Consider the following 26559-nt stretch of genomic DNA (forward strand, 5'->3'; position numbering starts at 1 on the left):
TGGTTACACGTTGTTTAATCCGTGGTTAAGGATCGTTACCGACGCCTCTCACACAGACTCGCTCACAAAAGTCGAGCGCGAAAAACCTTGACCTCTTTATTACCCTTGCCGCACGTTGCAGGACGCGCGGGTAAGTCGCTCACTGTCTGCACAACCTCAACCGAGTGGGCGTTTCCATCTGCGCACACGACCCGGAACACCGACTCGCTCGTGTTCTCCACCGCAACCACATCGGCAACCCCGGTGAGGTGAAAGCGAGACCGCACTGCCACCTCGGCGGCCTGCCCCGGCTTCGAAAACGCACTGCGCCCACGCAGCAGATCCAACTCAACCTGACCATCAACCGCCAGATCCCAGATCTGGCGTGCCGCTTGCGCGCTCGCCCGCCCGTACGTGAATCCCCAAGGGAGGACGATCATGGCAGGTGCGAACCGGTGCCCGCCCGTGTGGCTGGTTTCCCATACCCGGGCCGAGGTGGTTTCCGGCGCGTCTGCACCGTCCGTTGACCCGCTGGCGTGCTGCGAAAGGAGCGCTGCAACCGGGCGACCTTTGAGTGCACAGCACACGTCGCGCTTGCCATGCGTGCAGATCAGGGCGACGGGGGAGGCGAGGGCAGTTGCGCCCGGAATCGATTCCGGATGGGACAGGTTCAAGGATAAAAGGTCCTCGACGCTGCCGATAGTGGTGGAGTACAGAGCTTCCCGGCCCGGAGCCGACTCGGCGATGAGGACGCGGTGACCGCCTGAGTCTTGACCGCCAGCGCCAGGTTCGCGAATGAACTGGAACCGCGCGTTGTGCGCGTTCATGTGGGCTTTGATTCGGGAAGCAAGTTCCTCGCCCAAGGCATGGCCGTCCAAAGCATCATGCCCCCAGCCGTGGCTGAACTCCACACATACCCACCGGGTCGCCTCAAGGGCAGTCCCAGGAAGAGGCTCATCAAAAAAGTCAGAGCACGCTGTCATGCACTAGTCCTTTACGTGAAACTATGCTTCGCTCGCTTCGGAGGCCATAGGTTCTTCATCAAGTTCGAAGCCGTGAATCTTTTCCAAACGCGTCCATCGCCACACACCAGCTAGGATCAGGCCGGTGAGAACCACAAGCGTGACGATCATACCTACCCACACCTGGTGCGTGAGCGCTACGGAGACATAACCCAGAAGAGCGGCCACTGCCGTTGCCAGGGCGTATGGAAGCTGCGTTTGCACGTGAGTGACCACTTCACAGCCGGCACCCGTGGACGACAAAATGGTGGTGTCAGAAATAGGTGAGCAGTGGTCACCCATGACCGCACCGGCAAGAACGGCGCCCAGGGCAGGGATCACCATGTCGGTTGCCCCCACTGCCAGCAGGATGTCACCGGCAAGTGGAATCAGCAGACCAAACGAACCCCAGGACGTTCCAGTAGCAAACGCCATCGCTGCCGCAATGACAAACATGAGCGGAACCAGCCACTGGGTGGGGATTCCCGCATTCTCAACGAGCCCGCCCAGGTACTCACCGGTTCCCAAAGCTTCGACCACAGTTCCCAACATCCACGCGAGGATCAAGATGTAGATTGCCGGAAGCATGGACTTGGTGCCCTCGGCTATTCCTTGGAACAGCGTTCCAGCGTTGAACTTGTCGTGGTTACGTGTGTAGCGGAAGTAGTAGAACACGGCAGCGATCAGACCCGCAATGCCTCCGTAGAGAAGCGAGTTAGGCACCAGGGTTGAGGCAAGCATGTCCATGGGGTTGGCGCTTCCGCTTTCCATGTACCCGGTCACGAACATGGCGCCGATTACACCAACAACCAAGAACACAAACGGAACAATCAAAGAACGGAGCGCCCCGGGGCGGTAGACCGGGAGATCTTCGGAAAGTTCACCGGGGATCTCGGCGTCTTTTGCGAACATTTCACCCTTGGCCAGTGCCCTGCGCTCTTCACGTCGCATGGGTCCGGCTTCCAGGCTGAACAGGATGACCAGGAACACCGCCACAATCGCGCCTATCGCGTAATAGTTAGCGGCCGCGGCTCCCAAGAAGCCCATGACACCGTTGGGCGCTACCGCGGCCGCCGCGATGATGGGGGCCATGAGTCCAATAATCGACGCGCCCCAACTGGAAAACGGCGCAAGGACCGAAACAGGCGCAGCAGTCGAGTCGATGATGTACGCGAGTTTCGCGCGCGAAACCTTGAACCGGTCAGATACCGGGCGGGCGACCTGTCCCACGGCCAACGCGTTGAAATAGTCATCGATGAAGATGGCGATTCCTAAGAACGCGGCGAGCAGTTTGGCTCCACGGCGCGATTTGATGTGTTTAACTGCCCAGTCCGAAAACGCCTCGGTACCCCCGGCCATGAGCACCAAAGCCGTGATGACGCCTAAGACCACCAAGAAGATCAGGTTGAATACCTGGTCGGTGTTCACACGACCCGCTTCTGAGTCCCAAAAGATAACGGCGAATGCTGACCAAATTTGTGACAGCGTGCCAAGCGGATTGAAGTTCTCGACGAGAAGAGCAGCGAGAACCACACCCAACCCGAGACTTACAAGGACCCGCCGAGTGATGATCGCACTGAGAATTGCGATGACGGGCGGAAGGATGGTGAGGATTGGATATTGGTCAACCACGGACGCTAACTCCCTTGTTCATGAAAGTCGATATAGACAGTTTAGTGGGGTTAGTGCCCGCGGGCGATCCATTCGCTCAGGTGAGGGCGTTCAGCACCGATTGTGGTGGCGTCGCCGTGACCTGTCAGAACCACCGTTGAGTCCGGGAGCTCAAACAGTGTGGAACGGATCGAATCAATGATGGTTTCAAAGGACGAATACGACCGTCCCGTGGCTCCCGGGCCGCCAGCGAACAGCGTGTCGCCGGACAGTAGAACCGGAGCGCTGGCGTTCTCACCTAGCTCCTCGCGAAGTTGGTCTACAGCCTGCCCGAGGTCGTTTGGCAACTGGGCGAGCGTGAGTCCGTTTTCGATGAAGAAGCACGTGGATCCGGGGGAGTGGCCCGGAGTGTGCAGGGCTTGTAACTCGAGCCCGGCGATGCTGAACGTGTTGCCGCTGGAGATGTTTTCATCGGGCTCAACGTCGGGGAAAACAGCGTCCCACAACATGGAGTCTTCCGAGTTCAGACATACGGGGATTCCACCCAACGCGTCCTTTGTCTCAAGCGCGTAGCGGATATGGTCGTCGTGGCCGTGCGTGAGCAGAATACGTTCACAAAAACGCGTTCCCACCTGGTCAGACACGCGCTCAGGGTCGTGGGCAGGATCGACGACAACGACCTCGGCATCATCCCCCACAACCCACACATTGTTGTCCACGTCCCACGTTCCGCCGTCAAGCGAAAACGTGCCGGACGTGATGAGGCGTTCAATTCGTGCTGTCATTGATAACCACCGATCGTAGGACTTCTCCGCGTCCCATTTTGGCAAATGCGTCTTCTACTTGGTCAATGGTGATGCGTTCAGAGACGAATTTGTCCAGTGGCAGGCGTCCTTGTTTGAAAAGGTCGATGTACATGGGGAAGTCGCGTTCAGGAAGGCAGTCGCCATACCAGCTGGACTTCAGCGAACCACCTCGGCCAAAGACGTCGAGCAGTGGCACGGTGAGTTCCATTTCAGGGGTAGGAACACCCACGAGAACCACAGTTCCCGCGAGGTCACGGGCATAGAATGCCTGGCGCCACGTGTCTGGCACACCGACCGCGTCGATGACGACGTCGGCACCAAAGCCACCGGTGAGTTCTTGGACGGCTTTGACTATGTCATCCTCGCCGAGGTCGCTCGAGTTGATCGTGTGAGTGGCGCCCAGGTCTTTTGCCCACTGGAGTTTCCGGTCGTCAAAGTCGAGCGCGATGATGGGGGAAGCGCCGGCTAGACGTGCTCCTGCAACAGCGGCTGCTCCCACGCCTCCGCAACCGATCACTGCGACCGATTTGCCGCGGGTGACTCCGCCGGTGTTAATGGCCGCTCCCAGGCCGGCCATGACGCCGCAGCCCAGGAGACCCGCGACTGCCGGATCGGTTTCTTCGACTTTGGTGCATTGGCCAGCGGCGACCAAGGTCTTGTCTGCGAAACTGCCGATCCCCAGAGCGGCTTCGAGTTCGGTTCCGTCAGTGAGAGTCATCTTCTGCGTTGCGTTGTGGGTGTCGAAGCAATACCACGGTTCGCCTCGCTTGCACGCGCGACACTCACCACAGATCGCACGCCAGTTGAGAACAACGAAGTCGCCGGGCTTCACATTTGTGACACCTTCGCCTACCTGGGCTACGACTCCTGCGGATTCGTGGCCCAACAGGTACGGGTAGTTGTCACCGATCCCGCCTTCGCGATAGTGGAAGTCTGTGTGGCACACACCGCACGACTTCACGTCGACTACGACTTCGCCTGGTCCAGGGTCCGGAATCACAATGTCAACGAGTTCGACCGGCTGTCCTTTGGCTTTAGCAACAACGCCTTTAACTGTCGTGGGCACGTCATCTCCTATGCGTGATCGACTATGTGTCTAAAGCCAGTCTATGTAGGAATCGCGTTCAGCTTCCAGAAGCGTCTGGATGTCTCATCAAATGTACGATCGCAGCTCCCAAGCCACCCCACAGCGTAGCGATGGCCAGAACCATCATGATGATTGCAGGTGTGCTCATGCGGGGTCTCCTTGATTGTCTGCGCTACTGATTTCTTTTTGAGCTTCATCGTGGTGCGCACGTGCTGCCTCAACCGTTCCCTTTCGCCATGGGATCAGCGACAGGACGACTGCGAAAACCACGAGCCCGGCGACCATGCCCCAGCCGAATACGCCCACGAACCATCCGGGGTATTCGCCGTAGCCGTTAGTGGCCATGTCATATGTGGACGAAATGAACATGTAACCCAATACCAGCGGGGTGACAACACCTAGCAAGGCCATCCAGGTCCAGCCCACTTTGAAGCTGCTGACTTTGTTGAGGTGATCGCGCAACATGGGCAGGGTGCGGATCACCCATGCCAGGCAAATGAGAACAACCAAAGCAATTCCCACGATGCCCAAGTTGTTGATGAACGCATCAACCACGTCCAACACACTCATACCCGTGACTGTGGGGTAGAGGACGCATGACGCCACTGCCATCACACCACCAAAAACAATGGTTGAGGTTTTGGGTGAAATGCCAAGTTTGTCTGCAACCGCCGCTGTGACGACCTGAACCAGCGAGATCAGGGATGTCAGGCCGGCGAACACCAAGGACAAGAAGAACAGGATTCCGAAGATAGATCCGCCGGGCATTTGCGAAATGAGGGATGGGAAGGCAACAAACGCAAGTCCCGGCCCACCTGCAACCGCGTCGCTGACAGGAGTTCCCGTCTGGTGGGCCATGAAGCCCAGAGCCGCGAAAACCCCAATTCCTGCCAAGATCTCGAAGCTGGAGTTAGCGAATCCAACGACCATCCCAGAGCCGGTTAGGTTCGTGCGCGGTTTGAGGTACGACGCGTAGGTGATCATGATCCCAAACGCCACTGATAGTGAAAAGAAGATCTGACCGTACGCGGCAATCCACACATGAGGGTCCGTCAGCGCGCTGAAGTTAGGGGTAAAGAACGCGTCGAGCCCTTCAGCTGCCCCCGGCAGCATGAGTGAACGAACGACCAATGCTAAAAACAGCACCATCAGGACGGGCAAGAAAATCTTGCTCACACGCGCAATTCCGTTTTGCACACCACCCACAAGGATGAGAAGCGTGATGACCCACACCGCAATAAGCGGGAGCAAAACTCCCAGCACCGGTTGCAGACTGAACGTGGACTCCGTCGACTGTTGAAGGAATGTGGAGCCAAAGAACGTTTCCGCGTCGTCACCCCAGGTCTGATTGATAGAGAAGAAGGTGTAGCAAATAGCCCACGCAATAATGACCGCGTAATAAACGGCAATCACAAAAGCGATTCCCACATGAACCCAGCCGATCGGCTCGGTTCCGCGATTCAAAAGACGAAAGTTCAGAGGCGAGGACGAACGGAACTTGTGACCGATCGAATAGTCCAAGAACAAAAACGGGATTCCCACGGTGAGGAGCGCGATCAAATAAGGCAGAATAAACGCGCCGCCACCGTTTTCATATGCGACGTATGGGAAGCGCCAAATGTTTCCCAACCCTACGGCCGATCCAATCGCAGCCATGATGAACGCCGACTGTGAGTTAAACACCTGGCGCGGCTGAGAGGAAGTTTCTTGTTTCATCGACTGTCCTTTTAAACCTGTGTTGTCCGTAAAACTGCACAGAAATGTGCAATGCACGTGATTAAACCCCGCGAACTTCGCGGGGCCAACAGAACGTGAAATATATAGTGTGAATCACGTCCTTGTAATTCAATCCCACATCGTAGACAAGTTCAGTGTTTAAGTACACTTGATGCGTGACGATTCAGCTGTATAACTCGAAGACCCGCAAGCTAGAGCCTTTCGCTCCCGTGAACCCAGGGCGTGCCAGCCTCTACGTATGTGGTGCCACTGTTCAGGGGGCTCCTCACATTGGGCACATGCGTTCAGCAGTTGTTTTCGATCAGTTGCGTCGCTGGATGACCTTCCGGAATTTTGACGTCACCCTGGTTCGGAACGTCACCGATATTGACGACAAGATCCTCTCCAAGTCCGTTGATGAGGGTCGCCCGTGGTGGGCCCACGCGTTCCTTTACGAACAAGTGTTTACGGATGCATACGCTCGAATCGGAGTCGCACCACCTACCTACGAACCACGCGCAACCGGGCACATTCCCGAGATGATTGCCCTGATCGCCCGCCTCATCGAAGCAGGCCATGCGTATCCCGCGCAAGACGGCTCTGGGGATGTGTACTTCGACACCGCCTCGTGGCCCGAATACGGATCGCTGACCCGCCAAGACCGAGACAGCATGGAAGATGCAGCTGACGCGCCCGTGCGTGGCAAGCGCGACCCGCGTGACTTCGCGGTCTGGAAGGGCCACAAGGATTCGGACCCCGTGACAGCGTCATGGGAAACGCCATGGGGCCGAGGTCGTCCCGGCTGGCATATTGAATGCTCGGCAATGAGCACCAAATACTTGGGTGCGCAGTTCGATATCCACGGAGGCGGACGCGATCTGCGTTTCCCCCACCACGAAAACGAAATGGCACAGTCCAACGCGGCGGGAGACCCGTTCGCAAACCTGTGGATGCACTCCGGGTTGGTGAGCGTCGATGGCAACAAGATGTCCAAGTCCTTGGGCAACTCAATTTTTGCCCACGACCTGTTTGACGAATACTCGCCACTACTCGTGCGCTTCTTTCTCACCTCGGGCCACTACCGATCTCAACTGGAGTTCACCCGGGAGAACGTGGCACAACAACAGGCGGCGGTCACACGCATCTCAAACTTCCTCACGCGGGCCCGAACCGAACTTGGGGACGCGGCACCTGCCGTCGTGTCCTTCGAGACCGGCTACGAATCCGGCCACGTGGCACCAGAGTTCGCTCAGGCCATGGACGATGACTTGAGTACACCTCGGGCGCTCGCGGTGGTTTTTGAGTATGTCAGCCAGGGATACAAACTTTTGGAAGCCGGCGCGTCAGCCAACCGCGAAGAACTTTCGCACACACTGGTGGCGGTCGAAACGATGCTCGACACGTTGGGAATCAACCCCACCGGGCCAGCGTGGGCAGAAACCGGTGACAGTGCAGACGCCGCCGCCCAGGCGCTGGACGTGCTTGTATCCGAACTCGCCACACGCAGGCTCGAAGCCAAAAAGGAAAAAGACTTCGCAACCGCTGACGCGATTCGCGATCAGCTCACGCAAGCAGGCATTGTCATCGAAGACACCGCGGATGGATTCCGCTACCACTTAAAGGACTAGTCATGTCGAAACCAGGATCACGCGCTCGCAAAGGAACCGGAGGGCACGGACGCCGTGCGCTCGCCGGTAAGGGCCCCACGCCCAAGGCCGAAGACCGCGTCTACCACAAGGCGTACAAGGCAAAGCAAGAACGACTCAAGCGGGCGGCACAGCAGCAAGCACGCAAAAAGAAGAAGGAGCACGGCTCCGATATGGTGGCCGGGCGTAACTCCGTTCTCGAGGCCCTACGTGAAGGAATTCCCGCTACCACCCTGTACGTGGCTCGCCGGATTGACGCCGACGAGCGGGTCCGCGCCATCATCGAAGCCGCGTCAGACCGGGGTATCCCCATGCTTGAAGCCGGGAAACCCGACCTCGATCGGATCACTGACGGCGCCATCCACCAGGGTGTCGCCCTTCACATTCCACCGTACGAGTACTCGCACCCGGACGACCTGCTGGCCCTTGCCCGCGACCGTGCGGAACACCCGATCGTCGTAGCGTTGGACGGAATCACCGACCCTCGCAACCTCGGAGCCATCGTCCGTTCCACGGCAGCGTTTGGCGGACACGGCGTCATCATCACAGAACGCCGCGCAGCCGCCATGACAGCGGCAGCGTGGAAGACCTCGGCGGGGGCAGCTTCCCGAATCCCGGTAGCGCAGGTTGTGAACTTGTCCCGGGCTATTGACGACCTCAAGAAGAACGGCGTGTTCGTTCTTGGCCTGGACATGGGCGGGGACGTACAACTGCCCAAACTGGAGCTCGCTCGCGAACCTGTGTGTCTGGTCGTGGGGTCAGAAGGTAAAGGCCTTTCGCGTCTGGTGCGTGAAAAGTGCGACCAGATTGTGTCGATCCCCATCAGCGCAAGCACCGAATCGCTCAACGCGGGAGTTGCGGCAGGAGTCGCCCTGTACGAGGTGGCGCGAACGCGCATGCTCTGAGGTGCGCCTGTGCGCTGAGGTCAGACGCGCGGCGAAAAACGCCCGTCGTGGGCCATCCAGCCACCGTCTACCAGCAGGGGCGTACCAGTGACATACGTCGACGCGTCAGACGCCAAGAACAAAACGGGGCCTGCCATTTCGTGCAAGTGACCCCATCGGCCCACTGCAGTCTTGTTGGCATACGCGTCCCACCATTCGGTGTCGGATTTGATCTGGGCGGTCAACGGTGTGTCGAACGGGCCGGGCAGAATCGTATTCACGCGGACCCCCGAACCACCGAGTTCGCTCGCAAGCGTCTTGGTCAACTGAACAACCCCTGCCTTCGCCGCGGCGTACAGACCCTGCCCAGGTTCAACGACCTCGGCACGGAACGACGCAAAGGTGACGATCGAACCCCGGCCGCGTTCGCGCATGTTGTCACCGAACGCGCGCATCAGACGATAGGTTCCTTTGAGGTTGATGTCGATCACGCGATCGAACTCGTCATCCGTGGTGTCCAGCAGGCGCTTACGGACGTTTGCCCCTGGCGTGATCACCAATGCGTGAGCATCGGCAAACGACTGGGCGAGCGCGTCGACACTGCTCGTATCGGTGATGTCCACGGTAAACGATTCAGCCGAACCTCCGCGCTCTGCAATGATCTGAGCGGTGGCCTGGGCGGCTTCAGTGTTGAGGTCCGCGCAGATAACGTGCGCACCGGCATCGGCTAGGCCCAGCGCTGAAACCTGTCCCAGACCGGAACCACTGCCCACGACAACGGCCGTGCGGTCGCTCATACTGAATAGGTTCGGAATGTTGGGGACGTGTGTCATGACTGGGGCCTTTCGCATGTGATCGGTGCTATCGATGAAACAACACTACGTTTAGTGACTAGGCTCACGGAAGAGTGTCCACATGCCGTTCCGTGCATCCGTGTCATAGGCAGTGCGGTTACATGACCATGCAAACGGCGATCTCGTAGACTACGCGTATGACAGTGCGCATCCAGGACGTGGCCCACGCTGCCGGTGTTTCTGTCACGACCGTTTCTCGCGTGCTGTCTGACCGTGGCACTGTCGCCGAATCAACACGCCAAAAGGTTCTCGACGCTGCGCACAAAGTGGGATACTCGCGTTCCACGTTCCTCCCGCGCAATGACGCACGCTTCATCGCTGTGGCCACCCCACAGGGCCCCGAACACTGGCAGCTCGAAGTCAGCCGACTGGTCAACGCGGAACTGCAGTCGCACGGGATCCTCACCATGACTCCGCTCATCGACACCCACCTGGGATCCTTGGAAACTTCGATTCGCGCTGGTGCCGGACTCGTCGTTACCCCCACGTTCACACACCTCGATGTAGGTGTGCCCGTGGTCCGGTTCGATGAAACGTCGTTTGCCAGCCCCAGTACGTCTGCTAACGAAACCATTGCCGCCAAACTCGATCTGGCTACCGGCCTGAGCTTGGCTTTTGAACACTTAACCGACCTGGGGCACCGCAAGATCGGCCTGGTGTGTAAAGACACGGGCGAACTCGCGGACCTGCTCGCAGCACGGTTCCTCGCCGAACACCCCATGCGCCACTTAGGTGATGCCAACGACTGGATCGTCCGAGTATCCAAGTCATACTCCGGCGGAATCCACGCGGCTCTGCGCCTCAAAGACGCGGGCGGAACAGCCGTTATTGTGCAAGGACAGCTACAACTTTTTGGTGTTCTGGATGCAATCCGCAAGCGCGGGCTCACCGTGCCACGTGACCTTTCCGTGGTGGGGATCGGCGACAGCCTGACGACCCAGTACACGGGCCCACCTGCAACTGTCCTTTCGCTGGATACTGTAGCCATGGCACAAGCGCTCGCGGCAGCCACACGCACCGTTTTACATATTCCCGGCGAACACATGATGTCAGTACCCCCCAATTTCCGCCCCAAACTCATTGCCCGCGGATCAACCTCGGCAGGTCGCTCATGAGCCGACCCACTCTCAAACACATCGCTGAACTTTCCGGTCTTTCCGTCGCTACAGTGAGCCGCGTCCTTCGTGGGAAGTCGTCGGTGAGTGAGTCTGCTGTTCGGGCGGTGGAAACCGCTGTTCGCACGCTGGGCTATGGAACAACGCCCGAGTCGTCTTCTGCAATTGCGGTGGTACAAGCAGTTCCTGTGGGAAGCGACATCGACCCGTACGAAACCCTGTTTCTTCACGTCTCGGAACGCTTGTTTGACGTGGGTCGGGCAGCGGTCAGGGTTCTCGCCGGCCCTGGAATTCCCTCGGCTACTCCTTTGCTGACCCGGTCTGGGATCCAAGGCGCTCTGGTGTTGGGTGGTAGCTCTGCCGGGCCCGAGGCGGTCCGCATGCAAGAAGAGGGCATCCGGGTTTTGCGCATTGCCCAGTCCACCTACGCTGAAACCGCGCAGATTGTTTTGGACCCCACGACGTCCTTGGACACGGCACTGAGCCATTTAGTGAACTTGGGGCACACCAGGATTGGGCTGGCGGTTCCACGAAACAGCGCGGCGGCTGCCCGTATTTCGACATTCCGTAAACGCCTCGCTGAACTCCTGCACATTTCGGCGACCCGCGACCAAGCCCCGGTCGCCATGGCTGAACCTGGCCTCCCCGCGGGTATTCATGCGGCACAAAAACTGCTGACGGCCAACTGCACCGCAGTGATCGCGACATCGCCGTCGTTGACCTTTGGGCTCCTCGAAGCTGCCCGGCGTGAACGTCTGAGCGTCCCCGAACACGTGTCGCTCTTGACGGTGGGAGACATCCGTGACGCCGATGTTCTGGACCCACCCATCTCCCAAGTCACCTACGACTGGCAGGCTGTCGCCGAAACAGCTGTAGGCATGCTCGAAACCATGCTCAGCCGCCCCGGTTACATGCCGGCCTACTCCATGTCGCCTGAGCTTGTTTTGCGCAGTTCAGAAAAACCGATCCGCAAGCGCTAAGGCTACTGAGCTTGATGTTGTGCGCGGGCTACTCGCAGGTGGAACAACAGGTCGGTGACATCGGCCGGTGAACTCACGCGGTAGGTAGCGCGCGTTTCCCCGTCGCCTACCTTGACCGTGACCGCGTTGGGGTTCTGCGCAAGTGCGGCGAACGCGTCTTCGTCCGTGACGTCGTCACCAACGTACAGGATTTCCGGCGACGAGGTGGTTAATTCGTTGACAGCGTCCCCTTTGGTGACGTGGCGGACAGTGAGCTCCAGAATGTCGTGACCACTGACTTGCCGCACGTGGCTGAAGCGTTCTTGGGCCTCTTGGACGTGGGCCAGAACGTTTTCGCGGAACTCGGGTTGTACGGTTCGCCAGTGGAATGTGCGACCAAACGGTTTGCGTTCGATCCACGCGCCAGAGTCAGCGAACTTCTCTTCAAACTCCTTCACGTAGTTTTCCAAGTCGGTGAGCGTCGCTTCTTCAGCGTCCGTAAGGTTCACCTGTGTGGCTTCCATTCCACGCTTACCAGGCAGAACGTGGGCAGTTTCGGACCCGTGAGAACCGTACATGAGCGTTCCGGTGGGTGGTTCGTACACGTTGAACAGGTTCTCCAAATTCCGCCCCGACACCAGTGCCACCCGGGTTCCGTTCATGGCAGACAGGGCCCTCACCTCGGCGGCGGAACCCGGCAGGGGAGCGGACGTGTAGGGGTCGTCGACAAGCGGGGCCAGAACCCCGTCAAAATCCAACGCAACGGTCAACTGCGGCGCTTGGGCCAGCCGGTTCAGGGCGTCTTGCAGGTCGTGGGGGAGCCCGTGGGCGCGGTGGGCGGCCGCGTCGTCGAGCGCGTCGAGGAAACTACGCGACCACACATGCACGGTGTCCTTTTCTAAGCGCTTACGCATGAGGCGCATGCGGTGGCGCTGTTCCTTGGCCGACAGTTCGCACGCGCGCATGATGGTGTTTTTCATGTTGTCGATGTCGTGCGGATTCACCTTGAGAGCTTGGGTCAGTTGGTCGGCAGCACCCGTGAACTCGCTTAAGACGAGCGCACCCGTGTCGTCGAGCCTGCACGCGACATATTCTTTTGCGACCAGGTTCATGCCGTCGCGCAGGGCTGTCACCAGGCACACGTCGGCGGCGAGGAACAGGGCAACCATTTGGTCGCGCGGATACGAGTGGTGCAGGTAGTGGACCACTTGGTTGTTGAGGTCGGAAAATTCTCCGTTGATTCGGCCCACGGCCAATTCGACGTCGTGGCGAATCTGCTTGTACTGCTCTACGCGTTCACGACTGGGCGTGGCAACTTGAACCAGTGTCACGGACTCCGGGTTGAGGCGTTTGTCGCGAAGGAGTTCTTCGAACGCTTTAATGCGGTGTCTGATTCCCTTTGTGTAATCGAGCCGGTCCACTCCGAGCATGAGAATTTCCGGGTTGCCCAGGTCACGTCTGATTTGGGCAGCACGCTCAATGATGTGGGGATCCGCCGCAAGTTCTTGGAGGGACTCCGTGTCGACAGAGATAGGGAAGTGTCGGGCAATCGACGTGTGTCCTGGAACGCCGAGGTCGTCCTGAGCTGGCACGGTGAGTCGCTCCGCGCGCGTGGAAGTACCGCAGAGAATGCGTACAGCGGAGCGGAAGTTCGCGGCATCGGAGGGACGCTGGAACCCGATCAGGTCAGCACCTTGGAGACCGGTCAGAATTTCTACACGCCACGGTAACTGTGAAAAAAGTTCCCATGCAGGAAACGGTATGTGGTTGAAGAACCCGATCTTGAGGTCCGGGCGCTTAGCTCTCAAGAGAAGAGGGACTAAGAGTAACTGGTAGTCGTTGACCCATACGGTGGCTCCTTCGGCTGCGACCTCAGCTGCGCGGTGGGCGAACCGTTCGTTGACTTCGCGGTACGCGTCCCACCATGTGCGGTGGTATTCAGGAGGCACAATCACGTCGTGAAACAGGGGCCACAGTGTGGCGTTAGAGAAACCTTCGTAATAACGGCGGACTTCAGTTGCTGAAAGAGTGACGGGCACGATGTGGATACCGTCTTTATCAAAAGGTTCGAGTTCTTCATCTGGCTGACCTGTCCAACCGACCCACGCGCCGTCCGTGCGTGACATGACGGGGTCAAGGGCTGTGACGAGACCGCCGGGGGAGGTACGCCAAGCAGGTGGGTCGACCGAGGTGTCCCGGTCAACCGGAAGACGGTTGGCAATGACGACAAAATCGGGGCCCGACTGTGGCGGATCGATCCGCTTCGATTGATACTTACCCTCAGCTAACCGTTTCATGTGTCCCTTTCGGAAAGTACGCTCAAAACATATTTTAAGGTGTTGGCATAGGCTGGTACGGATGGCTGTTGAACAGTTGGGCAATTATCGCCTCATAGAAGAACTTGGTTCAGGCGGCATGGGTGTGGTCTACCTGGCGGTGGACCCGAACAACAAACCCGTAGCCGTCAAGGTGTTGCACCCTTCTATCGCCAATGATCAAACAGCGCGGATGCGCCTAGCGCGTGAGGTGCGAACCCTTCGACGCATTCAACACCCACGCATTGCCGCAGTCCTCGATGCGGAACTCGAAACCGATACCCCGTATGTGGTGACCGAATTCGTCGATGGCCTCACGCTTTCCGATGACGTACGTGAAAACGGCCCGTTTGCAGAAGACGAACTCGTCCACTTTGGCCACGCACTTTTGGACGCGCTGACAGCAGTTCACAACGCCGGTGTTGTTCACCGTGACCTCAAACCAGCAAACGTGATGATCATGGACGGCGAGCCCATGGTGATCGACTTTGGTATTGCGCAGGCAGCCGACGAAGTCAAGGTCACAGTTACCGGCCTGGTCATGGGAACTCCGGGATACTTGAGCCCTGAAATTGTGGACGGAAAACAGTCCAACGAAAAGACTGACTGGTGGGGATGGGCCGCCACCATGGCGTTTGCGGCAACGGGGCACAACCCGTATGGGGCGGGCGGAATCGAAGCTGTAATTGCTCGTGTCGCCTCAGGGCGAGCCAATCTGCAAGGTGTTCCCGAACGCTTCGTTCCCCTTCTGAGGGCATGCCTGGACCCTAAACCGGAACGCCGTCCTTCTGGTCAAATGATTTTGGAAGCACTCGTTGAGATCGAGTCTGGCCAGATGCCAAGTCTGGGCGGTGCCGTTCCAGCGCCACCACCTGCTCCCAACCTCGGCGACACCATGGTGGGTGGGCCCGCAATTCCAGCGCCACCGGACGCAAACGCGGGTTTTGCCGGACAACCAGCGTTCGACAACGGGCCCGCGTTGCCAAACAACGACCTCGGCGCACACAGCCAGGACCGTCATTCTGCCATGGGACTCATGGGGAGCCCACGGCCGGGAGGCCACCCGGTTCAGCAACACGTACCGCCGGCCAACATTCAGCCACCCCCGCAGGATTTCACTCAGCAACCGGCCTACGCGTCTGCGCCTGTTGGGACCCCGCACCCCCAATACAGTTCGCAAAACCACTACGAACAGCCGGCGGTGCTGGGACCCCCTGCCTGGGCGTCGAAGCTGTCGGCCTTGACTGTGCTTGCGCTCGTATTGTTGTCGATCGCGCTCACCGCACTGGCACCGATGATCACTTTGGGTGTGGTAATTGTGTGGCAAGTTCTTGCGCGGACGGTAGGAACCATGGTGAAAAGTCACCGCGATCGAATCATGGCAACCGGAAAGGCGAGCGCATCCGGCACTGTGGCACGCACGCCTGTTGCACTTCTGACTGCGGGGCTTTTGACGGCCGTGGGGCTCATTTTGCCGCTCATTGCGGCATGCGCCGTGGCGCTCATGATGTGGTTGGACGTCGCCGGGATCGTGCCACGAGGGTACGCCGAGGAGACCGCGCTGATCGCTGCCGCGAGCGCTGGCGCGGTTGTCATGTGGTTTGGCCCCACTTCGTCGAATCTGCGCCGAGGTTCGCGCCAGATTGCGGCAGTGGCAGTTGGTAAGTCGGCAGTGGGGCATTGGTGTGCAATCGGCTTGGCGAGCGTGCTCGCGATACTGGCGTTGCTGACGGTTGCCAGTGGGGTCGGAGTGACCTGGTGGCCGGTGCAAGACAGCCCGTTTGAGCTTTTGCCGGTAAATGACGCATAGGGAAGTTGTGTCTTCAACCGTTGTGATAATGTGCCCACGAGCAAGCGAGTGCTCTTGGGTGAAACCGTAGAAGAGGAAAAATGGCCAAAGACCAAGTTGAACGCAGGCAAGCTGCGCGTGAAAAAGCTCGTCAGATTGCGCAAGCTCAGGCCAACAGAGAAAAGCGTGCCAAGACCATCCTGTGGTCGGGGATCGGCATCGTCGTTATCGCTGTTATTGCAGTGATTGTTGTGCTGATCGTTCAGTCATCGCGTCCTGCGGTTGGTCCGGTCTCCATGGTCAATGGTGGAATTACTTTGGCGAAGGGCGACAACGGCGACGTCGCCGTTGCTCACCCGTCGGATAAAGAAAACGTCCCCGAGGGACTGCCGGCATATGACACCGGTAAACAGAAGGACGACGCTGCACACGTAGACGTGTATTTGGACTTCCAGTGCCCTGCGTGCAAGAACTTTGAAGGCGCCAACGGTGCCAGCCTCGCGAAACTCATGGAAAGTGGCGACATCACTGTTACGTACCACCCGGTTTCGATCCTCGACGGAGCTTCGGGCGGAAACAAGTTCTCGACCCGCGCTGCCAACGCGTTCATGTGCGCTGCGGATGCGAAGAACGACGACAAACTGGTAGGTGTTCTGCAAGGATTCTTCGCGCAGCAGCCCGAAGAAGGCGGAAACGGCATGGAAGACGACCAGATTCTCGACATTCTCAAGAAAGCCGAAGTCGATCTGGACGCTAAGACTACCGCGCTTGACGAACAGCCAAGTGTGCGCGACTGCGTGACGAACACATCGTTTGAAAAGTACGTTCAGCAGTCCACCAAGGTGGCACAGGACAAAGACCTGAGCGGTACCCCACGCATCCAGGTCAACGGCAAGGACATCGAGCCTAAAGTGTGGGCGAACCCGCAAGCGTTTGGACGGACCTTGCTTGAAGCGACCGGTCAGATCGGTGGCGAAAAGAAGAACTAAGCCGGGTAGGCAACCAAATGTGACTTTGGTGCCGGAATTCGGCTAAACTGAACTGGCTTCAGATCAGCTAGGTCTGAAGCAACGCCTCCTTAGCTCAGTTGGCCAGAGCATCCGCCTTGTAAGCGGAGGGTCGTCGGTTCGAATCCGACAGGGGGCTCACATGGCCCTTCACCAGACAACCCTCACTGGTGAAGGGCCTTTGCATTCCGTGAAATGAGGGCGTCAGAAAGCGAACCGTTACAGAACCGGCACACGTTTATTCCCAGGTCACAGGGCGAAATCGGTAGGATAGAAACTGAACTCATTCGCTCATGAAAGGCCCGAATCACATGGAGTGGCTCGCAGGATTGGGAACGGTATTCGTCGTCTTCCTTTTTATCGTTATCGTTATCGTGGCGCTTCTTTTTGGCGGTCTACGCACCAGCATTTTCTTTACCGTGCGAACCCAGGAAGCCGTCATCGTTGAACGCTTTGGGCGGTTCAAGAAGGTGTGCAACGCAGGTCTGAACACCAAGATGCCGTTCATTGAAACCACAACAAAACCCGTTTCATTGCGCGTCCAGCAGCTGGAAGTCAACATTGAAACGAAGACCCAAGACAACGTGTTCGTCATGGTGCCAGTAGCTGTGCAATACGTGGTGAGCCCCGAATCAGTACGCGATGCCTACTACAGCCTGGCCAACCCAGAAGAGCAGATCCGGTCGTACGTGTTCGACACCGTGCGCTCAGCGCTTTCAACTCTGACCCTGGACTCCGCATTCGAATCCAAAGACGACATTGCCTACAGCGTCGAACAGCGTCTGTCCGAATCCATGGCCCGTTACGGATTCCGCATCGTGAACACGCTGGTCACGGACATCTCGCCAGACTCCCGTGTGCGTGACTCGATGAACTCCATTAACGCGGCACAGCGTGACCGCGAAGCAGCCCAGGCCCTCGCCGAAGCTGACAAGATCAAGCTCGTCACACAGGCAGAAGCCGAAGCTGAGTCCAAGCGCCTCCAAGGTGTGGGTATCGCAGCTCAGCGTAAAGCGATTGCAACTGGTATTGCTGAACAGTACGAACTTCTGCGCGAGGTGGGTATTGAAGAGACTGCAGAACAACTTCTGCTCATGACCCAGTACTTCGACACCATGCAGGACGTGGCACGCAACGGGCGCTCCAACGTGCTCCTCCTCCCTAACAACCCAGGGCAGTTGGGCAACCTGAGCGAAGAAATCCGCACCACGCTTCTGCAGGTCAACGCAGTACGCGAAGCCAACGAAAATGCAGAGAAGCAAAAACCTCGGACGCGGAAGGAAGCCCGCCAGAAGTGGGACAACTACTCTGAGGACCTTCCAGACATCCCTCCCTACAAACCAGGGTCATAGATCACATTAGACTGATCCAGTGACTATTCCACTGGACTCTGGGAGGGACGTTGGCCCGCGACACGATTGACCGATTCTTTGAGATCTCAGCTCGCGGGTCAACGGTAGGCCGCGAAGTGCGCGGAGGGCTCTCCACGTTCTTCGCAATGAGCTACATCGTAGTGCTCAACCCACTCATCATCGGAGCAGCCGCCGACTCCACCGGCAAGTTCCTAGGCGGGGGAACCGAACCCAATTTCGCAGCAATCGCAGCTGCCACATCGCTCATATCCGGTATTTTGACCATCCTCATGGGGCTCATTGGTAACTTCCCCATGGCAGTGTCGTCATCACTGGGTATGAGCGCTTTTATTACCTTCGGAATCGTCGTGATTCCCGGCATGACATGGGCCGATGCGATGGGGCTCGTTGTCATCGAGGGGATCATTCTTCTGATCTTAGTTCTCACCGGTTTCCGACAAGCCATCTTCAACGCCGTTCCCGATCAACTGAAGACCGCTATTTCGGTGGGTATCGGAATGTTCATCGCGCTGATCGGAATGATCAACGCAGGGTTTATCGCTAACGCAGGCGGAAACGCTCTAGAGCTTGGTAACAACGGTTACCTGGTGGGATGGCCCATGCTGGTGTTCATCGCCACCCTTTTAGTGCTGTTCGTTCTGCACAGCAAGAAGGTACGTTCAGCGATCCTGGTGTCGATTCTGGGAGCCACCGCGCTCGCCCTCATCGTCGAAGCCATCTTCAAGCCCGGACCCAAAGTATCCGGCGGCGAGGTGGTTAACCCCAACGGCTGGCAGCTCACCGTTCCCACGCTCAATCAAGAGTGGCTGAGCCTTCCCGACCTTTCGACTTTGGGTAACTTCAACCTGCTTGGTTCCTTCAGCTCCGTGGGCATTATTACAGGCGTGCTCATCGTGTTCACGTTGCTTCTTACCAACTTCTTTGACCTGCTGGGCACCATGATGGCCGTGGCAAACACCAGCGGGCTCGCTGACAAACACGGGCAGATTCCACACTCCAAGCGCATCATGATTGCCGACGCGGCAGGCGCGATCGGAGGTGGACTGGGTGCCACCTCGGCGAACTCCGGGTTTATCGAGTCAACTGTGGGTGCCGGGGACGGCGCCCGCACCGGGCTGGCAAACGTGGTGACCGGGGTGCTGTTTCTGGCCACGATCGTGCTCTCGCCACTGGCCTCAGTGATCCCGTCCGAAGCCGCTGCGCCCACCTTGATCCTCGTGGGATTCCTCATGATGCAACAGGTGGTCAAGATCGACTGGGCCAACCCCGAGATCGCGATTCCAGCATTCCTCACGATCGTTCTCATGCCGTTTTCGTACTCGATCACCAACGGGATCGGGGCCGGATTCGTGACGTACGTGGTGCTGAAAATGGCGCGCGGAAAGTTCCAAGACATTCACCCGCTCATGTATCTAACTGCCGGGATGTTTGTTCTGTACTTCGTTTCCGGACCCCTGCAAAACGCACTAGGTGGTGCGTAGGGTCGACCAAAGCGCGTCGCCTCCGCGCTTACCTGATCTGCGAGACCGGAATGTAGTCAGGGTATTTAGGATTGATCGAATCCCCAGAGCTCACCCCTTGGATGCGCCTACCCACCCACGGCACAAAGTGTTCCCGAACCCACAAAGCTTCGTGGGCAAGCTTTTCACGTACGGGCTTCGCCGGTTGCTTGAGGATCTTGAAACCGCTCTTTTCGGCTGACCGGTTCAGCAGGGTGGACAATGCCTTCTCAGCGACAACATCGTGCCCCTCGCTACTCAAATGGATACGGTCTTGGGCCCACATCTGCGGGCGGTAGAGTCGGCGCGTTCCCCACAGATCCAGCATGTAGCACCCGTGGCGTTGCGAAATGGTCCACAAGTGTGAGTTGTAGATGGCGACGCGTGACCGCAGCGCGCGTAACAGAGGTGAAAACGCCGAGGTGTCGTACCCGTTGCCCATGAGAACCTGGATGCCTTCCCTGCGAAGGGCGATGATCGAGTTCTCAATCACCGACGCGAGGTGGTCAACCTTAGCTCCCGGCCGCATGCAGTCGTTTCCACCTGCGACGAATGACACCAGGTCGGGCTTGGTGTCGAGGGCAAACGCCAGTTGTTCGTCGATGACCTGGTGAAGGACCTTTCCGCGCACCGCCAGATTCGCGTACTCCAACTCTGGAGTAGAAAGCGGAGTCTCGCTCAGTGCGATTGCGAACCGGTCGGCCCACCCTTTGAACGTGTCGCCTTGACCGTCCATGAGGCCTTCGGTAAACGAATCGCCTAAGGCCGCGTAGCGATGGATGCGTTCGGCTTGTGGTTCGAGTTCCTGTTGCTCAGCGTCATGGGTGGAATCTGACATTTTTCCTTCGACCTGATCGGGTGCGTACTGTGACCTCATAATACGACTTTTCAGGCGTAATCGGCCCCCTTCAGACCTCCTCACATTCGACCTTCACGCTATGCCCACCGTGCGTGTAGAAGTCGCCCAGAATGCGGGTAACGTAGGAGTGTACGATTCTGACGCGAAGACGCTCACACACCCCACACGTCCACGAAAGGAGCACAGTGAACGTTTACCGTCCGCGCACAATGGGACACCTACATTCATTGAGCTTCAACGGTGCAGAAGGTTTGATGTCAGCGTGAGCGAGCAGAAGCCAACAACGCAACCAACAACCCGCGGTGCGGCCCTTCCTCAGTCGGCGCTGAAAACCGAACCTGCGCCGCAACCCAAGCGTCAGTCGCGGGCCAGGAAACTCCTGGCGACCACCTCGGCACCTTTACGCAAGTCCACGCGCAAACGCGCAGAAGACATTGCCCGCCGCACGGTAGAGAAGATCGTCTCTGACCCTTCGCCGCCCACTCAGCCGGTTCCTATTGTGGCGATGCTCAAAGGAACCCCTTTTCAGGAGCCTGTCGAAGCCCGTGCAAAAACCGAGTCCGAAGCCCGCCTCATCTTGGACCTTTCTGTGGACCTGGGGGCGATCATGTTGCGCGCGGGTGCCTCGAGTGCCGAAACTGAACTCGCTGTTATCGCCACGTGTTCAGCCATGGGACTTCCTAATGCCGAAGTCGACCTGACGTCTACGTCGCTCACCGTTCACTACTCCGACCCCGACGGCAAACTCCTCACGGTTGTGCGTGTGGTGCGCGCACTGTCTCTTCACTTCGCCAAACTGTCTTCCGTTCATTCGCTCGTCGCTGACATGGTCGACGGCAAGATCGACTACGACGAAGCACGCTCCAGGCTCGACGCGATTCGCCGGCAGAAACGGCCGTACGCTGAATGGGTCGTCACCCTGGCGTGGGGTGTTCTTGTCATGTGCTTCATCAACCTGGTCGGTGGAAACGGCGTAGCTTCGATTCTGGGTTTTGTGATCGCAATTGCGTCCGACTGGTTCGGCAAGGTCCTCTACCGCGTCAGCGTGCCGCCATTCTTCGTGATCATGGCGCAGACGGTCGTGGTGACGTTGGTCGCGATGGTCACGTACTCGTTCGGACTGATCGCCAGTCCGCAATACATGATTGCCGGGGGAATCGTGCTCCTGCTCCCCACGGTGACATTGGTGTCTGCGGTACAGGATGCGCTCACGGACTTCCCGCTCACGGCGGCGGGCAGGTCGATCACGCTGTTTATGTCCTTTGCCGGGATTGTGTCCGGCATTGCGTTTGGCTTGTACGTTGGGCGCCTTATGCACCTGCGCGAAATTGACGTGATTGTCCGCTCGAGCGGGATTGACGCCCTGACCACAATCGTTGCCTTGTTCGCCGCGTTCTTGGTGGCGGCCTGTGGCGCTATTGGGTATCAAGCCGCCAAACGAACCGTGATGATCGCTGGGGTCATTGGGCTGATCGGTTTTGTGGTTCTCGTTGGGCTCATGGTGCTGGGTGTAGGAAACGTTCTGGCGTGTTTCGTTTCGTCGACCGTGGTGGGTTTCTTGTGTCGCCCCGCGGCTTTTAAACGTGGCACGCCGGTCATCGTGCTCATGATCCCCACCATTTTCCCGCTCCTCCAAGGTCTGTCGATCTTCTCGTCGGTGTACAAAATCGTTGAACCGGAAGAATTCGTGAGCCTTGCAAACGGTCTGTCTGCCCTGTTCGCAGCCCTGACTGCTAACGCTGCTATTGGTGTGGGAGCAATCCTGGGTGACTTTATTGTGCGCCCGTTTATGAAGCGTCGGGTAAACGCCAAACAACAGGCTCAGAACCCTGATCCTGAAGAATCTGATTCGCTCGACTGAACGGCCGCGACCCAAAGAACCCGCGGGAAGCCGACAAAGGTGACGGGTGCGCCGACTCGATGGTGGGCACGTCCCCTAATTCGCGAGCCAGAGACTGCGCCTGCCGGCCCCACAAGATCGCAACCAGCGGACCACCTCGGCGAGCCAATACCCGGATTGCGTGATCAGTGATGTCCTCCCAGCCCGCGCCCCTGTGCGACCCTGGGGCTCCTGGCGAAACGGTGAGAACCCGGTTGAGGAGCATAACGCCTTGGCGCTGCCACGCTTGCAGGTCTCCGTGTTGGGCAGGTTCAACGCCGAGGTCGTCGTACAGTTCGCGGTAAATGTTGGCGAGGGAGCGGGGGAGAGGGCGGACGTGCGGGTCGACGGCGAACGACAGTCCAATGGGGTGGCCAACTGTGGGGTAGGGGTCTTGTCCCACAATGAGAACCTTGACGTTGGCCAGGGGCTCTTCAAAGGCACGGAAAACCGCGTTCCCGGCGGGCAGATAGCCACGGTCTTGGGCGATCTCAGTGCGCAAGAAGTCGCCCATGCGGGCGATCTTGTCTGCTACAGGTTCCATTGCGTGGGCCCAGTCGGGGGCCATGATGTCAGTCAGAGCCATATTCTCGAGCCTAATGCAGGGCGCACAGCCCGTGTGCAAATTTTGCGTGTGTGAAGATCGCGGGCTGATGTGTCGCGCGTCACTCAGTGTCGCTATGCTGGCTGGGAGGTTTATCCAACGAAAGGATCGACATGGCTGATTTCCCTCAGGCACAAGACTGGCAGATGTTCATTGGTGGCGAATGGGTTGAAGCGGTTGACGGAAGCCGTTCAAACGTCATCACCCCCATTGACCGCAACCAGGTCATTGCAACCGTTCCTAGCGGAAAAGCTGAAGACGCTGATGTGGCGGTCAAAGCAGCCCGCGCCGCGTTCCCCGCATGGTCACAGTTGCACTTCAAGGAACGCCAGAAGTTGCTCACCCAGTGTGCCGATGCACTGGAAGAAGCGTCGGAGGACCTTGCTCAGCTCACTGCCCTGGACACCGGTAATGCGGTTCGCACGCAGGCCCGCCCGGAAACCAACATCCTCGTGGACCTGTTCCGCTACTTTGGTGGAGTTGCAGGCGAAGTGAAAGGCAACACCCTGCCAACGGGGCCAGACCAGTTACAGTTCACCAAGCGTGTGCCACTCGGTGTTGTTGCCGGTATTCTTCCGTGGAACTCGCCACTCATGATCGCCGCGTTCAAAACCCCCGCAGCTTTGGCTGCTGGAAACACGATTGTTCTTAAGTGTGCAGAAGACGCCCCACTGACTATTCTGCGGATGGCTCAGGTGATCGGCGACATCCTCCCAGCTGGTGTTCTCAACGTTGTTACGGGTAAGGGGTCGGTCATTGGTGAAGCGCTCACGCAACACCCTGACGTCGACAAGGTGTCCTTCACCGGTTCCACTGGTGTGGGTCGCCATGTTGCCGAGGTGGCAGGCTCCCGGCTCGCTCACTCGTCTATGGAGTTGGGCGGTAAGAGCCCCAACATCGTGTTCCCCGACGCACTGTCGGACGAGGTTCTGGATCAGGTATTGCTGTCGACACGTTTTGCACGTCAGGGGCAGTCTTGCACCATGGGCTCGCGTCTGTTCATCCACGCAGACATCTACGACGAATTCTTGGGCAAGCTCGTTGAACGCATCAAGGGCATGAAGGTCGGTGACCCACGTGACGAGTCGTCCGACATCGGATGTGTGATCAACGAAAAGCAGTATGACCAGATCGCGCAGTACATTGAAATCGGTCGCTCTATGGAGGGTGTGGACGTCGCATATGACGGCAGCGACTCTTTGGAGGCTGGTGAGCCTGGTTTCTACCACGCACCTGTTGTGTTCGCGAACGCCAAGAACGACTGGCAGACCAGCCGCGAAGAGATTTTTGGCCCGGTTCTTTCGGTCATCCGATTCGAAACCGAAGAAGAAGTCATTGCTATGGCAAACGACTCCGACTACGGACTTGCAGCATACGTGTTCACCAAGGACATCGACCGTGCGTTGCGCGTAGCTAACGCAATTGAATCCGGTTGGGTCCAGGTCAACCAGGGTGGTGGCCAGCAGGTCGGTCAGTCCTACGGTGGTATGAAGACCTCTGGATTTGGACGCGAGGCTTCGCTAGAGGGAATGCTTGAAGGCTTCACCCAGATCAAGCAGATCAACGTAGCGATTCGCTGAACTTCACCCGCGGACACTCACTGTGCCAATGGTGGGTGAGAACGACCTCGGCGAGACAGAAACGGGAGTGCATAGCACTCCCGTTTCTTCTTCCCTCGAAGTGTCTGAAATGCGTGCCGGTCAATGGTGGGTAGAATAGCGCGCAGTGAAGGAAGGTGACATGGAGTCTGAGAAGCTTAGTGAGCTCGAGCAGAAGGTGCTCGAATTCGAGCGGCAGTGGCACACTCTGGGTGGTGTTAAGGAGCACGCGATCCGAGAACAGTTCAACATGAGCTCTACCGGATACTTCCAGATTCTGAACTCACTTTTGGATAACCCGCACGCGTATGAGCAAGACCCTATTTTGATCAAACGTCTCCGTCGAATCCGCGACGGACGCCAGCGTGATCGAGCACAGAGGATGGCCCGTTAGAACATGACAAAGTACCCACGAGACGAATTCGACTCCATCGTTCCTTCGGGGCGAAAGGGAGCGCACCGTCGCCAATCGAGTGGTATGAGTCAGACGGCGGCGATTTCGCTTATTGCCGTTCTGGCGGTCGTCGCTCTTGTACTCGTGATCGGCGCTGTTCGGATTATCGGTTCTTCTGCGGTTGATCCGGAGGAGCAGACGGCTGAGCCTGCAAACAGTGAAACCGAAACACCGGCACCTACCGAAACTACGGTCGATGTCAAGGAGCACTCGGGTACTGTGCAGGTGCTCAACGCATCTGGTGTGACTGGTGCTGAAAAAGAGATCGCAAAGAAGATCGAAGACGCCGGGTGGAAGGATGTCAAGACGGAGCCTGGACGGTCAGCTTCGTCGACGTCGGTGGTGTACTACGCGGACGATTTTGAGGAAGAAGCCAAAGAGCTGGCCGAACTCATCGGAGTAGAAGAAGTCGAGTCCAGCTCCGAATACAGCACGGACATCACGCTGTTGCTGAACTCGGATATTGCCAAGAACGCGGGTTCGGAAGAGCCCTCTGACGAGGCTAGTAGTGGATCTGGCGAGGGCGCCGGTGAAGACACTGATGGGGTGGCCAATAGTCGCACAGGTGGCGGGTCGGGAAGTGGATCCAGCGGTCGTTCTGGCGACAGGTCCGGTGGGGCTGGTCGCGACTCTGGTGATCGCTCTGGCGGCAAATCCCGTAGCGGGTCTGGTCGCGACTCCGGTGGTCGTACTGGCGACAGGTCCGGTGGGGCTGGTCGTGAGTCCGGTGGTGGAGGAAGCGACCAATCTGACGGCTCTGACGGTGGAGCTGGTGACCAGTCCGGTGGTGGATCCGACGGTGGTGGCGGTGATGGGAGCGACGCTGGCGATGGGTCTGATGGTGGATCCGACGGCGGCGCTGGTGACCCGTCTGGTGAAGAAGTCGGCGTTAGCGAATAAACAAGTGGAGCATGTTCGGTTATTGCACACGCCGTGTTGAAAAATTTTTTCTGTGCATTTTCCTACGAGGATCGACGCTACGTGTCGCATCTGCGTAAAAAATTAGGGCCTTTGTGTTGTTTTGCGTTTTTGTCGATATTTCCTTTGGATATATGGGTGCGAATGTGTGGAGCTAACAGGGCATACATACGCTGCGACCTGCAAAAACATTGGTTAAACCTCTGTAGTATCGGGAGTGCTACACGTACGTAACGAAGCAATACACAGTTGGAGATGACAATGACGCAGGGAACGGTCAAGTGGTTCAACGCTGAAAAGGGCTACGGGTTTATCACCGTTGACGACAGCGACCAAGACATCTTCGTGCACTACTCGGAGATCCAGATGGATGGATACCGTTCACTGCAAGAAGGGCAGCAGGTTGAGTTCAATGTAGGACAGGGTGACAAGGGCCCGCAGGCTGAAGCTGTTACGCCCCTCTAAACGCGATTTTCATAGACTTTCGGGCGCCTCAGGCGTTCTGCATTTGCACTCGATGGTGGAGAGTGCTAAATCTAGACGTGGCAAGCACTGAGTGCAGATGAGGGTTTGTTAAACCGAAGAAGGGAATCGGTTAGATAAACC

23 protein-coding genes and 1 tRNA gene are annotated in these 26559 nt (G+C 58.1%); 14 read left to right on the forward strand and 10 right to left on the reverse strand.

The genetic code is table 11. The features are described 5' to 3' along the window. Window positions 1-62 precede the first annotated feature (62 nt). From MHX53_RS01150 to MHX53_RS01175, 6 genes are read right to left on the reverse strand one after another with little or no spacing between them, the layout of a single operon-like run. Window positions 63-962 carry a sucrase ferredoxin gene (locus MHX53_RS01150; protein ID WP_239270948.1) on the reverse strand — a complete coding sequence of 300 codons (900 nt, stop codon included), beginning with the start codon at window positions 960-962 and terminating at the stop codon, window positions 63-65. A 21-nt stretch (window positions 963-983) separates the two neighbouring features. Then, window positions 984-2612 carry a Na+/H+ antiporter NhaC family protein gene (locus MHX53_RS01155; RefSeq protein ID WP_239270949.1) on the reverse strand — a complete coding sequence of 543 codons (1629 nt, stop codon included), beginning with the start codon at window positions 2610-2612 and terminating at the stop codon, window positions 984-986. A 50-nt stretch (window positions 2613-2662) separates the two neighbouring features. Further along, window positions 2663-3376, reverse strand: a complete 714-nt coding sequence (locus MHX53_RS01160; protein ID WP_239270950.1) for an MBL fold metallo-hydrolase — start codon at window positions 3374-3376, stop codon at window positions 2663-2665. Further along, the gene (locus MHX53_RS01165; protein WP_239270951.1) at window positions 3360-4463 is read right to left on the reverse strand and encodes an S-(hydroxymethyl)mycothiol dehydrogenase; all 1104 of its coding nucleotides are present in this window, start codon (window positions 4461-4463) and stop codon (window positions 3360-3362) included. Before MHX53_RS01165 ends, MHX53_RS01160 begins: the two co-directional genes overlap by 17 nt. Before the next feature lie 58 nt (window positions 4464-4521). Continuing rightward, window positions 4522-4632 carry a methionine/alanine import family NSS transporter small subunit gene (locus MHX53_RS01170; RefSeq protein WP_102239056.1) on the reverse strand — a complete coding sequence of 37 codons (111 nt, stop codon included), beginning with the start codon at window positions 4630-4632 and terminating at the stop codon, window positions 4522-4524. Then, window positions 4629-6200 carry a sodium-dependent transporter gene (locus MHX53_RS01175; RefSeq protein WP_239270952.1) on the reverse strand — a complete coding sequence of 524 codons (1572 nt, stop codon included), beginning with the start codon at window positions 6198-6200 and terminating at the stop codon, window positions 4629-4631. Before MHX53_RS01175 ends, MHX53_RS01170 begins: the two co-directional genes overlap by 4 nt. A gap of 176 nt (window positions 6201-6376) precedes the next feature. On the opposite strand from MHX53_RS01175, the gene cysS reads away from it, so the two are divergent. Both cysS and rlmB read left to right on the forward strand, forming a co-directional pair. After that, on the forward strand, window positions 6377-7828 hold the full coding sequence (gene cysS / locus MHX53_RS01180) for a cysteine--tRNA ligase (RefSeq protein ID WP_239270953.1): 1452 nt from the start codon (window positions 6377-6379) through the stop codon (window positions 7826-7828). A 2-nt stretch (window positions 7829-7830) separates the two neighbouring features. Continuing rightward, complete coding sequence (rlmB, locus tag MHX53_RS01185) at window positions 7831-8751, forward strand: 23S rRNA (guanosine(2251)-2'-O)-methyltransferase RlmB (RefSeq protein ID WP_239270954.1); 921 nt, start codon at window positions 7831-7833, stop codon at window positions 8749-8751. A 20-nt stretch (window positions 8752-8771) separates the two neighbouring features. Here the strand turns inward: rlmB and MHX53_RS01190 are convergent, their stop codons facing one another. Beyond that, window positions 8772-9563, reverse strand: coding sequence for an SDR family NAD(P)-dependent oxidoreductase (locus tag MHX53_RS01190; protein WP_239270955.1), 792 nt, complete (start codon window positions 9561-9563; stop codon window positions 8772-8774). Window positions 9564-9721: 158 nt separating this feature from the next. Between MHX53_RS01190 and MHX53_RS01195 the strand changes: the two genes are divergently transcribed. Continuing rightward, the gene (locus tag MHX53_RS01195; protein WP_239270956.1) at window positions 9722-10699 is read left to right on the forward strand and encodes a LacI family DNA-binding transcriptional regulator; all 978 of its coding nucleotides are present in this window, start codon (window positions 9722-9724) and stop codon (window positions 10697-10699) included. Beyond that, on the forward strand, window positions 10696-11679 hold the full coding sequence (locus MHX53_RS01200) for a LacI family DNA-binding transcriptional regulator (RefSeq protein WP_102239061.1): 984 nt from the start codon (window positions 10696-10698) through the stop codon (window positions 11677-11679). The genes MHX53_RS01195 and MHX53_RS01200 overlap by 4 nt, the downstream gene beginning before the upstream one ends. A 2-nt stretch (window positions 11680-11681) precedes the next feature. Here MHX53_RS01200 and MHX53_RS01205 read toward each other — a convergent pair whose 3' ends face one another. After that, entirely contained in the window at window positions 11682-13955 is a 2274-nt protein-coding gene (locus tag MHX53_RS01205) for a bifunctional alpha,alpha-trehalose-phosphate synthase (UDP-forming)/trehalose-phosphatase (RefSeq protein ID WP_239270957.1), read from the reverse strand. 61 nt (window positions 13956-14016) lie between these two features. Here MHX53_RS01205 and MHX53_RS01210 point away from each other — a divergent pair, with 61 nt between their 5' ends. From MHX53_RS01210 to MHX53_RS01230, 5 genes are all read left to right on the forward strand, one after another. After that, a complete protein-coding gene (locus MHX53_RS01210) occupies window positions 14017-15783 on the forward strand; it encodes a serine/threonine-protein kinase (protein WP_239270958.1) in 1767 nt (588 codons plus the stop codon). An 80-nt stretch (window positions 15784-15863) separates the two neighbouring features. Next, on the forward strand, window positions 15864-16751 hold the full coding sequence (locus MHX53_RS01215; RefSeq protein WP_239270959.1) for a thioredoxin domain-containing protein: 888 nt from the start codon (window positions 15864-15866) through the stop codon (window positions 16749-16751). An 83-nt stretch (window positions 16752-16834) separates the two neighbouring features. Beyond that, window positions 16835-16908: transfer RNA gene (locus MHX53_RS01220), tRNA-Thr, on the forward strand. A 172-nt stretch (window positions 16909-17080) separates the two neighbouring features. After that, on the forward strand, window positions 17081-18121 hold the full coding sequence (locus tag MHX53_RS01225; RefSeq protein ID WP_239271119.1) for an SPFH domain-containing protein: 1041 nt from the start codon (window positions 17081-17083) through the stop codon (window positions 18119-18121). 50 nt (window positions 18122-18171) lie between these two features. Further along, window positions 18172-19623: an NCS2 family permease gene (locus MHX53_RS01230; RefSeq protein WP_239270960.1), complete on the forward strand. Its 1452-nt coding sequence runs from the start codon at window positions 18172-18174 to the stop codon at window positions 19621-19623. A 28-nt stretch (window positions 19624-19651) separates the two neighbouring features. On the opposite strand, the gene MHX53_RS01235 is transcribed toward MHX53_RS01230, so the two are convergent. Beyond that, window positions 19652-20518, reverse strand: coding sequence for an SGNH/GDSL hydrolase family protein (locus tag MHX53_RS01235; protein ID WP_239270961.1), 867 nt, complete (start codon window positions 20516-20518; stop codon window positions 19652-19654). Window positions 20519-20762: 244 nt separating this feature from the next. Between MHX53_RS01235 and MHX53_RS01240 the strand changes: the two genes are divergently transcribed. Then, window positions 20763-22361, forward strand: a complete 1599-nt coding sequence (locus MHX53_RS01240) for a threonine/serine exporter family protein (protein ID WP_239270962.1) — start codon at window positions 20763-20765, stop codon at window positions 22359-22361. Here the strand turns inward: MHX53_RS01240 and MHX53_RS01245 are convergent. Beyond that, window positions 22288-22965 (reverse strand): uracil-DNA glycosylase, encoded by a 678-nt coding sequence (locus MHX53_RS01245; RefSeq protein ID WP_239270963.1) that lies wholly within the window; start codon window positions 22963-22965, stop codon window positions 22288-22290. The genes MHX53_RS01240 and MHX53_RS01245 overlap by 74 nt on opposite strands. A 131-nt stretch (window positions 22966-23096) precedes the next feature. Between MHX53_RS01245 and MHX53_RS01250 the strand changes: the two genes are divergently transcribed. The 4 genes from MHX53_RS01250 (at window position 23097) to MHX53_RS01265 (ending at window position 26418) form a co-directional block, all read left to right on the forward strand. Beyond that, a complete protein-coding gene (locus tag MHX53_RS01250; RefSeq protein ID WP_239270964.1) occupies window positions 23097-24563 on the forward strand; it encodes an aldehyde dehydrogenase family protein in 1467 nt (488 codons plus the stop codon). Window positions 24564-24723: 160 nt separating this feature from the next. Continuing rightward, complete coding sequence (locus MHX53_RS01255) at window positions 24724-24975, forward strand: DUF3263 domain-containing protein (protein WP_102239070.1); 252 nt, start codon at window positions 24724-24726, stop codon at window positions 24973-24975. 84 nt (window positions 24976-25059) lie between these two features. Beyond that, window positions 25060-25935 carry a LytR C-terminal domain-containing protein gene (locus MHX53_RS01260; RefSeq protein ID WP_239270965.1) on the forward strand — a complete coding sequence of 292 codons (876 nt, stop codon included), beginning with the start codon at window positions 25060-25062 and terminating at the stop codon, window positions 25933-25935. A gap of 279 nt (window positions 25936-26214) precedes the next feature. After that, on the forward strand, window positions 26215-26418 hold the full coding sequence (locus MHX53_RS01265; protein ID WP_204516058.1) for a cold shock domain-containing protein: 204 nt from the start codon (window positions 26215-26217) through the stop codon (window positions 26416-26418). The last annotated feature ends 141 nt before the right edge of the window (window positions 26419-26559 follow it).

The sequence above is a fragment of the Brevibacterium sp. ACRRH genome, assembly GCF_022346365.1.
GTDB lineage: Bacteria > Actinomycetota > Actinomycetes > Actinomycetales > Brevibacteriaceae > Brevibacterium > Brevibacterium paucivorans.